Genomic DNA, 11,043 nt, shown 5'->3' with positions numbered 1-11,043 from the left:
GCATCAACGAAATAACTGATTTTCCTCATCCACTGGTCGACCTTTTCTTGCACTTCTCCTGACCGCCTCAGGGGCTCACCACGCCCCCGAGCAGCACCGTACCACCCACCGACACTCCCGCGAATCCGCACAGCGCAGCGACGCGCTCAGGCCGCGAAATTAAATATCATTAAATAAATACTTTACCGCTGGGCGCAGTGCTTTCCCCGCCTCGCCTGCCCGCTTCAAGGGTCGGTTTTCATGCAGGTGCAGCGGGGGGCTCAGGCCGCGCCGTGATAGGGGCTGGACAGGAATAACAGGGCGAGGAAATGCATGCAAAACCATGCACCCTGTGGATGCATGGCTTAATTCGGGAAAAATAGCGGTATTTTCGGGGATTTTTTGCGGGGGCTACCTGCCGGCCAGTTCCATGCGCCGGCGGGCATAAATCAGGCTCTGTGCGGGGGGGTATTTTTCCTGATTATCTACCCGCGAAGCCGCGTCAGGCCTAAATCCGATGGCCGTTAAAATATCGCTGTCTTCTGCCGAATAATTAATTTCTTCACCGGTACTTAGCCACATGGACAGCGCTTCCCTCAGGTAATGCGCCGAACGGTCGAGCGCATGGCCGGTCAGGAGCGCGGGCTGCTGACTGAGTCCCATCAGCTCCGGGACGAGCGTGGCCGCCAGTTCAGCACCGTGCGCCTGCATAAAGTCATTCAGCCGGTTGCGGATACTGATGCGCTGTACCGCTTCATGGGAGCGGATATAGCGCCCGGCGGCATGATTTATCTCCCATTTTTTGACCTCGATAATATCGCGCAGTGTCTGCATTCTGCCCGGTATACGGTCATCCCCGGCCAGCACCTGCTCGCGTTATTCCTGCTCGGCGGCCGCCAGTTCGGCTTTACAGCGGTTTCGTTCTTCTGACAGGCTTCAAAGGCCTGCTGTAGCGTAAGGGTGGTCATGGTCCGCTCTCCCCTGATCAATGACGGTATGGAGAGCTGTAGCAGCTCTGCACTTTAAGGGGTGCCGGGGGTGTGACTGGCTCCGCGACAGGCGGCGTTTTCTCCGCCGGGGGCCGGATAACCTCGTCGATGGATTCAGTGGTGCGGAACGCCGCCGAGCACTCAATATTGGTGCACTGGTGGTAGCACTGTTTGACGTTCTCCGACAGATAGCGGGATGTGCGGGCATGCGCCGACTTTTTGCAGAACGGACAGTACATCATGACAGCAGCCCCCGCGTTTTCAGGTCAGCCTCCCGCTGACGGATTTTCTCCTGCCAGACCTTACGATGGCCGGTAGTACTGGCGGCGTCATGGTCCATATGCGGAAGCGCGACGGCTGGGAACCTCCAGCTTATTAATGCTGAGGGTCTTAAACGCCCCCTGAAAGGCGGGCAGATCAAAGGGGCATGCCATCTCATCGACGGACAGAAACAGGCCGGAAAATGCCTGTGGATAGCGGAGGGCTATGCGACGGCACTTACCGTGCATCACCTGACCGGGGAAACCGTCATGGTGGCGCTGTCCTCCGTGAACCTTCTTTCTCTGGCGAGCCTTGCCCGTCAGAAATCCCCGGCCTGTCAGATTGTCCTCGCCGCCGACCGTGACCTTAACGGCGATGGCCAGAGCAAAGCCGCTGCGGCCGCAGAAGCCTGTGAGGGGGTTGTTGCCCTGCCGCCGGTGTTCGGTGACTGGAATAATGCGGTGATGCTGAAGGGGGAGGACGCCACACGGAAAGCCATTTATGACGCCATCCGGCCACCGGCTGACAGACCCTTCGACACCATGAGCGAGGCGGAATTTACCGCCATGAGCGCCAGCGATAAGGCGATGCGGGTGCATGAACATTACGGCGAAGCGCTGGCCGTGGATGCCAACGGCCAGCTCCTGTCCCGCTATGAAAACGGCATCTGGAAGGTGATAACGCCGTCTGATTATGCCCGCGATGTGGCCGGGCTGTTCCAGCGCCTGCGCGCCCCGTTCTCGTCGGGGAGAATTGCCTCGGTGGTGGAGCCCCTGAAACTGATTATTCCCCAGCTGGATGCACCGGCGCGCCGTCTGATTGGTTTTCGCAACGGGGTACTCGATACCAGCTCAGGTATATTGAGCCCGCACAGCAAATCGCACTGGCTGCGCACCCTGTGCGACGTGGATTTCACACCGCCAGTAGAAGGAAAAACGCTGGAAACCCACGCGCCGAACTTCTGGCGGTGGCTCGACCGGGCGGCCAGTGGCAACCCGACAAAACGCGACGTGATCCTGGCCGCGCTGTTTATGGTGCTGGCGAACCGCTACGACTGGCAGCTATTTCTCGAAGTGACCGGCCCCGGCGGCAGCGGGAAAAGTATTCTCGCCGAAATTGCCACGATGCTGGCTGGAGAGGATAACGCCACGTCAGCCGATATCGACACGCTGGAAGATCCCCGCAAGCGTGCCTCCCTGACAGGCTTCTCGCTCATTCGTCTGCCTGACCAGGAGAAATGGAGTGGTGACGGTGCCGGACTCAAGGCCATCACTGGCGGCGATGCGGTGTCGGTCGACCCGAAATACCAGAACCCGTACTCGACGCATATTCTGGCGGTCATTCTGACCGTGAACAATAACCCGATGCGCTTCACCGACCGCAGCGGCGGCGTGTCACGTGCCGGGTAATCATCCACTTCCCGGAGCAGATAGCCCCGGAGGAGCGCGACCCGCAACTCAGGGATAAAATCGCCCGCGAGCTGGCCGTCATCGTGCGCCAGTTGATTCAGCAGTTCAGCGACCCGATGAGCGCCTGCGCGCTGCTCCAGTCGCAGCAGAACTCCGACGAGGCGCTCAGCATCAAGCGCGACGCTGACCCGACCTTTGATTTTTGCGGCTATCTGGAGGCGCTGCCGGAGCCGGACGGAATGTATTTGGGGAATGCCAACATCATCCCGCGCCAGCCACGCCTGTATCTCTACTACGCTTATCTGGTGTACATGGAGGCCCACGGCTACAGGAATGTGCTCAGCCTGACCATGTTCGGCAAGGGGCTCTCAGCCATGCTGAAGGAGTATGGTCTGAATTACGATAAACGCCGCACAAATCAGGGCATGCAGACCAACCTCGCCCTCAGGGAGGAAAGCAACGCCGACTGGCTGCCGAAGTGTGATGAACCCACCGCAACATAAACTACCCGGACCGGCAACAGCCGGTCTTTTTTTGCCTGCTCACTGGCCAGAGTGAACAGTAAAGTGTTCACTGCTCACCAAGTATTAACCAGCTAACACTATGAAAATAAACAATAAAAACATCGAGTGAACAGTTTTTCCAGAAAAAACTTTTTACTCCCAAAAGTTATCTGACTGCTCAGTGCCAGGAGCGGAAGTTGGGGGTGCCAGAGACTCTCTAAAAATTGATGGTTCGTTTTGCAGGGATACTTACACTAGGAACGGACGTTGCTAGATTTTTAAATTCAAATGTTGTACCTCAACAAAATTTTTTATTTTACAAATTAATAGTCTAAAATATTATAGTGAATATTATTTCCTTATGAGATAACTTTAAGTATATAATGAAGTGAAAATAATCTCATACTTTGAGGGTGGATCGATGGGAACATGGATTACGATAAATACATCATTTAGGTCATTTTTTAGCGATAGAATCGGTTATAAATCTGGGCTAGCACTCAATAACAATGAAATGATTCAACTCTTAGATAAAAGTGATCCACTACTTGATGTCTTCACTAGCCAAAAAGAGGAATTGTGTCGCATCAGGACAAATCACATAGAAGATACTTTTCAAAAAATTTTGTATCGTCTAGGTGTCACAACACAAGATTTTATTGGTCATGCACCTACATTACTCGAGATGGAATTCAGGAATGACCCAAACAAGAGAAAACTATTCCAACAAGTATTATATACTCTTGGAGAAACTCATTTTGATAAAGGTAAACAGTCGATATTCAATGAATTTGATGAAGGCCAATACTATCAACATATTCAAACACAATTCGGGAATGAGGCATTGATTATTGCACGTAGGCTCGTGGAATTAACGAAAGATAGTGAAGAAGCCAGTCCATGGGACTGGCTTTCAGCAAGAGTACTCGATTGGAAATCACCAATTGAACTTAGAGGCTTGTTTGAGAGTGAATCATTAGATGCAATGTACGGAAGGTTCATAGATCAAAGATATTTGAATTATTTATCCATTAATACCGAAAAACTCGGTTCAATGCATTGGAGACAGTTCGAAGCTCTAACTGCTGAGTACTTTGAACGAAAAGGATACAAAGTTGAGATAGGGAGTGGGAGAAATGATGATGGCATTGATGTACGAGTTTGGAACCCTAATGCGAATGCCAGTGATCCCCCCGTTCAGATTATTCAATGCAAACGAACAAAATCACAAATTGACAAGGTCTTAGTAAAATCTCTCTGGGCAGATGTAATAAATGAAAATGCTAAAGGTGGGATAATTGTAACAACATCATCATTTTCTCCTGGAGCTCGAGATGTCTGTAAAGCCAGAAAATATTCCGTTAGAGAAATAAACAGGAAAAAAGTCATTCAGTGGTTAAATGAATTACGCAGAATCGGTAGAGGGGTATTCATGGGAGATTAGATCCAAGTATTGGGGTTGATTACTAGCTAGGATGACCTGCTCCCCGTAGATTAATACCCTGCGGTGTTAAAATGTCTTACGAACTTCTGCTCCTCGCTCAAAGCAGACTATAGCGCTCGTACCTATAACCTGTGGAGGTGAACAGTAAAGTGTTCACTGTTCACCAACTATTCACCACATAAATATATAAATAATAAAGATTAAAATGCGTAGTGAACAGTGTGAACAGTTTTTCTAAAAAAAGTTTTTTGATAAGAACGGTCACCGGTGCTTTATCTATAAGATAGCTTGTCAGTCAAGCAATTGCGTATAATCATATGTATAAAAAATAATCTTATATTTATAAGTTCCAATAAAAACAACAATATACAACAATAATATTGCTCCTGTGATCTTCCGCCAGTTTGCCTCTGCTCGCCCACAGCCACGCCCAACCAAACTGAGTCGCAAAACCCATCATCTCAGCCAATCATTTTCATCTAAACCCTGCGTTATTTTGTCTCCTGCAAACCCGTTACACTGACGCAAAGGCCGCGTGTCGTTGCCAACCGAAACAGGAGAGCCATGATGACCCCCGAACTGAGACACTGTTTTTCCATTACCATCCAGGTTGATAAACCGGTGATAGTCTCCCGCAGTCCGCAGACCGGCAAGCGCCAGCTGATCCCGATTCTCGGCGGCAGCGTCTCGGGTCAACTACGCGGCCACGTGCTGCCCGGCGGCGTCGATAGCCAGATTATCGGGCCCGACGGCACATGCAGGCTATCCGCCCGCTATGCCCTGCAGGTGGAGGAAGGGACGGTGTACGTGGAAAACAACGGTATCCGCCGGGTGCCGGCCCACTATCATGACCAACTGTTCGCCGACGATATGCGCTTTTTTAGCACTATTCCGCCGGAAGATATCTATTTTCGCACCGTCCCCACCTTCGAGGTGGATACCCCCGCGCTCAGCTGGCTAACCACCTCGCTGTTTATCTGCGCTGGCGGGCGTACTCAGGATGGGGTGATGCTCGATTTCTATCAGGTGGGCTGATTTTCACTTTCTGCATATAACTGTTATTGCCGTTAACCCGTTTTTCCCCTCCCGGCACCGGTCTACTATCGCGTCATCGCTTTATTCACCCGATTCACAGACCGGAGCAGTTATGAAAGCTATCGCCATTACTCAAGCCGCCGCTGACGGCGACAATATCCCTTTTTTAACCGAGATCGACCTGCCGGTCCCCTCCGCCCACGGGCGTGACCTGCTGGTTGCCGTGAAGGCGGTCTCGGTCAATCCAGTAGACACCAAAGTGCGCGCCGGCTTCCAGGGCGACACGCCGCGGGTGCTGGGCTGGGACGCCGTTGGCGTGGTGCAGTCCGTCGGCGAGGAAGTGACGCTGTTCGCGCCAGGCGATGAGGTCTGGTACGCCGGCGCCCTGGGCCGGGCCGGCAGCAACAGTGAATATCAGCTGGTGGATGAGCGCCTGGTGGCGCACAAACCGCGCACCCTCGATAACGCCTCCGCCGCCGCGCTGCCGCTGACGGCGATCACCGCCTGGGAGCTGCTGTTTCACCGTCTCGGCGTCACGGAAGGCGGCAACGCGGGCGACACGCTGCTGATCGTCGGCGCGGCGGGCGGCGTGGGCTCGATCCTGACCCAGCTGGCCAGTAAACTGACCGCCATGACGGTGATCGGCACCGCCTCGCGTCCGGAGAGTCAACGGTGGGTCCGCGAGGCGGGCGCGCACCATGTTATCGATCACAGCAAGCCGCTCGCCGACGAGCTGGCGCGTATCGGCATCAACGCGGTGACCCATGTCGCCAGCCTGACCAACACCGACCAGCACTTCAACGCGCTGATTGACGCCCTCGCCCCGCAGGGCAAGCTGGCGCTGATTGATGATCCGGAGACCCTGGACGTGGTGCCGCTGAAAGCCAAAAGCCTCTCCCTGCACTGGGAATTTATGTTCACCCGCTCAATGTTTGAGACGGATGACATGATCGCCCAGCATCAGCTGCTGACCCGCGTGGCGGCCCTGATCGACAACCACACGATCAAAACCACCCTCGGCGAACACTACGGCGCCATCACTGCCGACAATCTGCAGAAAGCGCATCGCCAGCTGGAAACCGGACGCGCGGTGGGCAAGATTGTGCTGGAGGGATTTTAAGATGATAACCCTGCTCGCCGTGCTCAAGGCGAAACCAGGCCAAACGGACGCGCTGCGCCAGGCCCTGCAGAAGCTGCTCCTGCCGACGAGACAGGAGCCGGGCAATCTCGACTACGCGCTTTTCCAGCTGCGCGACGCGCCGGACACTTTCTACATGCGCGAAGCGTGGCGTGGGCAAGACGCCCTTGATGCGCATGTAGAGATGCCCTATTTTCAGGCGTTTGTTATGCAGATGGAGCGTCTGCTGGCTGAGCCGCTGCGGCTGGACTACCTGACGGCGATTGAGCCCTAAGCGGACCAGCAGGTGGGGGGCGACAAATCACGCCCTTCGCCTGCCAGGCTCAAAAATTGGCGGGAAGCGGTTGGGCGATAGTCATCAACACCCCGCGGTGGATAATAATATAACCGCCTTTGCGCAGCTCCGACAGAATCGACATAATGCGGCTACGCGACAGGTTGGTACGCCGCTGGATAAACCTTAATACATTGATCTGTCTACGGTACGTCTCCGAATAGACCGCCAGCTCCATTAACAGGATGCGCACCATCTGGTAAGAGTCCACCCCCAGCAGCTCCCGCTCGCGCATGCTCAACACCATCAACCGCTGCGTCAGGATATGGGCCATCTCCTGCCACAGGTTTTTCTCATTCAGGATATTGACCGCGGCCTGATGCGCTATCCAGCGCCCGCTTAAATCCGTCTCAGCAAACAGAGAACTGTGGCGTATATCCGGGAGTCCGTTAAACACGCCATAATTATCAATTAATCCCAATATAGCCGGGGCGAGGACCGTCGATATCACCAGTTGATTTTCCGCAAAGCAAACTGAAGCCACGCCTTCTTCGAGGAGAATGAAACCGGATTCGCTTTGGGCCAGGGGAAAATGGTAATAGTTTGACTGCGCCAGTTCAAAAGGGGTGCTGACAGGCCGGAACGCGGATAATAAGGATTCCACCGCAGGTAACGGTTTTGTTCGTCGTCCATAAAAAAAAGAGGGTAATGAGCGGGAATTCTGGCCGTTGGCGTCAGGTTTCGACATCGTGTTGTGTCATTAAGTCAGGTTGAAGGGCATGATTTTCAGCGGTAATAGTATCAACACGCGCAATCATGAATAAAAACCAAGTCGTTTCCATAATAAAAAGAGTGTAAGCATTATTATCGGCATAAGCGGTTTACCTCGATTTTCCATCACTAAAAAACAATAATTTTCGTAAATATTTATACGGCTTAGCCGCTTAAATGATAAACCAGCCTTATAAATTGCGGCTCCGGCGACTCGCTCGCTTACGCCGTGCCTGATGCCGCTTTCCCCCTCGCATCTCTCCCAGTCCAGGCTACCCTTATCGATGCCACTGACCACCCGCATCCATCTCCCGCTCTATTCGATCAAGAGGTTTCGCTATGCTGATCAACGCTATAGGTACCTACTCCGCCAGCCAGCCGCTGGAATCAATGGCCATCACCCGCCGCGAACCGGGGCCGCAGGATGTGCAGATCGCCATCGCCTACTGCGGCGTCTGCCACTCCGATCTCCACCAGGCGCGATCGGAATGGGCGGGAACGCTCTATCCCTGCGTGCCGGGGCATGAAATTGTGGGCCGGGTCACCGCGGTCGGCGACGCTGTCTCGCGCTACGCCGTCGGCGATCTGGTGGGCGTCGGCTGCATGGTCGATAGCTGCCAACAGTGCGAGGAGTGCGCTGAGGGGCTGGAGAACTACTGCGACCATATGGTGCTGACCTACAACGGACCGACTCAGGACGCGCCGGGCCACACTCTGGGCGGCTATTCACAGCAGATCGTGGTTAAAGAACACTACGTGCTGCGGATAACCCATCCCGAAGCGCAGCTGGCCGCCGTCGCGCCGCTGCTGTGCGCCGGGATCACGACGTACTCGCCGCTGCGCCACTGGCACGCCGGGCCGGGTAAAAAAGTCGGCGTGGTCGGCATCGGCGGCCTTGGGCATATGGGAATCAAGTTGGCCCACGCCATGGGGGCTCACGTGGTGGCCTTTACCACCTCCGAATCCAAGCGTAATGCGGCCAGAGCGCTGGGCGCCGATGAGGTGGTGGTGTCGCGTAACGAAGACGAAATGGCGGCCCACGTCAAAAGCTTCGATTTCATCCTCAACACCGTGGCGGCGCCGCATAATCTCGATGCCTTCACCACGCTGCTGAAGCGCGATGGCACCATGACGCTGGTGGGCGCTCCGGCCACGCCGCATCCGTCGCCGGAAGTGTTCAATCTGATCATCCGCCGCCGGTCGATTGCCGGGTCGATGATTGGCGGGATCGCGGAAACTCAGGAGATGCTCGACTTCTGCGCTGAACACGGCATCGTCGCCGATATCGAACTGATCCGCGGGGATGAGATCAACGAAGCCTGGGAAAGAATGGTCAAGGGCGATGTGAAATACCGCTTCGTGATCGACAGCGCGACCCTCGCCGGCTAAGCGCCGCGGCGAAAGGTGCGCCGCCATTCGGTCGGACTGACGCCAAAGCGCGCCTTAAACTGCTGACGCCAGGTGACGGCAGAGAGATAACCCACCGCCTCCGCCACCTGCTCAACCGGCAGATCGCCCGCCTCAAGCAGGCTCTGGCTGCGGCGCAGGCGTTCGGCGGTCAGCCAGTCGGTAATGCTCATCCCGGTCGCCCGGGCGAAGTGGCGGGTCAGGCTGCGGCGGCTCATCGCCACCACCCGGGCCAGCGAATCAAGATTATGCGGCTCGGCAATATGCTGCTGCAGATAATCCAGCAGGCAGTTGATTCGCGCATCGCGGGTGTTTTTCGGCACCGGCTGGGCGATGAACTGCGCCTGGCCGCCCTCGCGGTGCGGTGAAACAATCAGCCGCCGGGCGATCTGGTTGGCCGCGAGGCTGCCGAAACGCTGGCGGATGATGTAGAGGCAACAGTCCAGCGCCGCCGCGGTGCCCGCCGAAGTAATGATCCGCTGGTCGTCGACGTACAGGGCGTTGATATCCAGCCGCACCTGCGGAAACCGACGCTGAAAATCCTGCTCAAACTCCCAGTGGGTCGCCGCGCGTTTCCCGTCCAGCAGCCCGGCGTAGCCCAGGACGAACGCGCCGAGGCACAGACCGACGATTTCCGCGCCGTTATTCCGGGCCCGCACCAGGCTATCAAGCAGCGCCTGCGGCGGGCGGCGGTCAACCTCGCCCCAGTAAGGCACCACCACGATATCCGCCTGTTCCAGCACGGCGTAATCGCCGCTGGCGTACAGCGCAAAGCCGTCGCGGGCGCGCAGCAGCCCCGGCCGCTCGGCGCAAATGTGCAGGTTAAAGCGTTTGCTTTCAGAGACCGAATCGCCAAACAGCATGCAGGGAACGGCGTAATGAAACGGGCTAAAGCCCTCTACGGCAACAATCGCCACGTCGGTGAGTTTCATCGTTCCTTCCCCTTGCGCACGTTAATAAACCACGGTTTCCCCATCCTGCGGGATACACACTACCTCGGCTATCTGATTATCCAGCGCATACTGGCGCATCTCTTCCCGGCTCACCAGGCAGTGGTTGACCGCTTCCAGGTGAATCGCCATGATTTTCGCTTCCGGCAGGGTGAAGTGTACGTTCAGGAGATCCTCTTTGCCCATGATAATCGGGCCAAAGCCGATGACGTGGGCGTAGCCGGCGTTGAGGACCACCACGTCCGGGCGCAGCTTCAGCAGGTCGGCTGCAATTTCATCACGCCAGATGGTATCCCCCACCAGCCATAGCGTCTTCTCCTGCGGATGGCGAAACAGCACGCCGCAGGCCTCGCCCAGGCGTTCGGCCATCGCCGGCACCGCGTAGGTGCGATCGCTGCCGTGCTGGCCGGAGGTGGTTTTCAGCAGGCGCACGCCGGCAAATTCGCTGTCTGCCGTCAGCAGGCGGATATCCTGGAAACCCTGGCTGCGCAGCAACGCGCCGTCGGCTTCGTGCTGGACGAACACCGGCAGGGTTTTCGGGATCGCGGCGATCGCCGCCTCGTCCCAGTGATCGTCATGGGTATGGGTGACGATCACCGCGTCAACGTCGATGATTTTATCGCGGGAAAAAGGCAGCGCCACCAGCGGGTTGCGCAGCTCGCTGCGCGCGGTGCCAGGAAAACCCGGCCAGGCGCCCTTGTCCGCCAGCATCGGATCGATCAGAAACTTTTTCCCGGCGTATTCAATAATCTGGGTCGCGTTACGGATATGGGTGATGTTCATGTTGGCGTTCCTCAGGGGGGTGATTTGACGAACATCGTACTGAGTACCAGCCTGGCGCAATAGGGGCATTTGGGCAAGGATCGATGAAATCGGGCCAACC

At 55.9% G+C, this 11,043-nt stretch carries 9 protein-coding genes and 3 pseudogenes; 6 read left to right on the top strand and 6 right to left on the bottom strand.

Going from position 1 to position 11,043, the window contains the following annotated elements; all coding sequences use genetic code 11:
• Window positions 1–390: 390 nt before the first annotated feature.
• The 3 genes and pseudogenes from MKR05_RS12230 to MKR05_RS12220 all read right to left on the bottom strand — a co-directional run.
• Window positions 391–947, bottom strand: a pseudogene (locus tag MKR05_RS12230) (phage polarity suppression protein).
• A 17-nt stretch (window positions 948–964) separates the two neighbouring features.
• Complete coding sequence (locus MKR05_RS12225; protein WP_101989324.1) at window positions 965–1,210, bottom strand: ogr/Delta-like zinc finger family protein; 246 nt, start codon at window positions 1,208–1,210, stop codon at window positions 965–967.
• Window positions 1,207–1,332: pseudogene (locus tag MKR05_RS12220) on the bottom strand (glycoprotein 3); the annotation flags it as partial. The pseudogene MKR05_RS12220 and the gene MKR05_RS12225, both read right to left, overlap by 4 nt.
• On the opposite strand from MKR05_RS12220, the pseudogene MKR05_RS12215 reads away from it, so the two are divergent.
• From MKR05_RS12215 to MKR05_RS12195, 5 genes and pseudogenes are all read left to right on the top strand, one after another.
• Window positions 1,328–3,141 (top strand): annotated as a pseudogene (locus tag MKR05_RS12215) (primase-like DNA-binding domain-containing protein); the annotation flags it as partial. The pseudogenes MKR05_RS12220 and MKR05_RS12215 overlap by 5 nt on opposite strands.
• Window positions 3,142–3,562: 421 nt before the next feature.
• Window positions 3,563–4,585, top strand: a complete 1,023-nt coding sequence (locus tag MKR05_RS12210) for a restriction endonuclease (RefSeq protein ID WP_101989323.1) — start codon at window positions 3,563–3,565, stop codon at window positions 4,583–4,585.
• Window positions 4,586–5,152: 567 nt separating this feature from the next.
• Window positions 5,153–5,620 carry a DUF3237 domain-containing protein gene (locus MKR05_RS12205; protein WP_032454383.1) on the top strand — a complete coding sequence of 156 codons (468 nt, stop codon included), beginning with the start codon at window positions 5,153–5,155 and terminating at the stop codon, window positions 5,618–5,620.
• A 112-nt stretch (window positions 5,621–5,732) separates the two neighbouring features.
• Window positions 5,733–6,740, top strand: coding sequence for a zinc-binding alcohol dehydrogenase family protein (locus tag MKR05_RS12200; protein ID WP_044525062.1), 1,008 nt, complete (start codon window positions 5,733–5,735; stop codon window positions 6,738–6,740).
• 1 nt (window position 6,741) lies between these two features.
• On the top strand, window positions 6,742–7,032 hold the full coding sequence (locus MKR05_RS12195) for a putative quinol monooxygenase (RefSeq protein WP_032454386.1): 291 nt from the start codon (window positions 6,742–6,744) through the stop codon (window positions 7,030–7,032).
• A 49-nt stretch (window positions 7,033–7,081) separates the two neighbouring features.
• On the opposite strand, the gene MKR05_RS12190 is transcribed toward MKR05_RS12195, so the two are convergent.
• Entirely contained in the window at window positions 7,082–7,780 is a 699-nt protein-coding gene (locus MKR05_RS12190; RefSeq protein WP_044525063.1) for a winged helix-turn-helix transcriptional regulator, read from the bottom strand.
• 362 nt (window positions 7,781–8,142) lie between these two features.
• Here MKR05_RS12190 and MKR05_RS12185 point away from each other — a divergent pair, with 362 nt between their 5' ends.
• On the top strand, window positions 8,143–9,192 hold the full coding sequence (locus MKR05_RS12185) for an NAD(P)-dependent alcohol dehydrogenase (RefSeq protein ID WP_044525064.1): 1,050 nt from the start codon (window positions 8,143–8,145) through the stop codon (window positions 9,190–9,192).
• Here the strand turns inward: MKR05_RS12185 and MKR05_RS12180 are convergent.
• Window positions 9,189–10,142 carry a GlxA family transcriptional regulator gene (locus MKR05_RS12180; RefSeq protein WP_023291396.1) on the bottom strand — a complete coding sequence of 318 codons (954 nt, stop codon included), beginning with the start codon at window positions 10,140–10,142 and terminating at the stop codon, window positions 9,189–9,191. The genes MKR05_RS12185 and MKR05_RS12180 overlap by 4 nt on opposite strands.
• Window positions 10,143–10,163: 21 nt before the next feature.
• On the bottom strand, window positions 10,164–10,943 hold the full coding sequence (locus MKR05_RS12175; RefSeq protein WP_023291397.1) for an MBL fold metallo-hydrolase: 780 nt from the start codon (window positions 10,941–10,943) through the stop codon (window positions 10,164–10,166).
• Window positions 10,944–11,043: the final 100 nt, after the last annotated feature.

It is taken from the genome of Klebsiella sp. K5-204, from assembly GCF_030128585.1.
Classification (GTDB): domain Bacteria; phylum Pseudomonadota; class Gammaproteobacteria; order Enterobacterales; family Enterobacteriaceae; genus Klebsiella; species Klebsiella quasipneumoniae.
This window is presented reverse-complemented; position numbering and strand designations above follow the sequence as displayed.

What these genes read in the sequence shown, in the direction of transcription:
- MKR05_RS12225 (WP_101989324.1), bottom strand. Translation starts at nt 1,210, where the DNA reads ATGATGTACTGTCCGTTCTGCAAAAAGTCGGCGCATGCCCGCACATCC.
- MKR05_RS12210 (WP_101989323.1), top strand. Translation starts at nt 3,563, where the DNA reads ATGGGAACATGGATTACGATAAATACATCATTTAGGTCATTTTTTAGC.
- MKR05_RS12205 (WP_032454383.1), top strand. Translation starts at nt 5,153, where the DNA reads ATGACCCCCGAACTGAGACACTGTTTTTCCATTACCATCCAGGTTGAT.
- MKR05_RS12200 (WP_044525062.1), top strand. Translation starts at nt 5,733, where the DNA reads ATGAAAGCTATCGCCATTACTCAAGCCGCCGCTGACGGCGACAATATC.
- MKR05_RS12195 (WP_032454386.1), top strand. Translation starts at nt 6,742, where the DNA reads ATGATAACCCTGCTCGCCGTGCTCAAGGCGAAACCAGGCCAAACGGAC.
- MKR05_RS12190 (WP_044525063.1), bottom strand. Translation starts at nt 7,780, where the DNA reads ATGTCGAAACCTGACGCCAACGGCCAGAATTCCCGCTCATTACCCTCT.
- MKR05_RS12185 (WP_044525064.1), top strand. Translation starts at nt 8,143, where the DNA reads ATGCTGATCAACGCTATAGGTACCTACTCCGCCAGCCAGCCGCTGGAA.
- MKR05_RS12180 (WP_023291396.1), bottom strand. Translation starts at nt 10,142, where the DNA reads ATGAAACTCACCGACGTGGCGATTGTTGCCGTAGAGGGCTTTAGCCCG.
- MKR05_RS12175 (WP_023291397.1), bottom strand. Translation starts at nt 10,943, where the DNA reads ATGAACATCACCCATATCCGTAACGCGACCCAGATTATTGAATACGCC.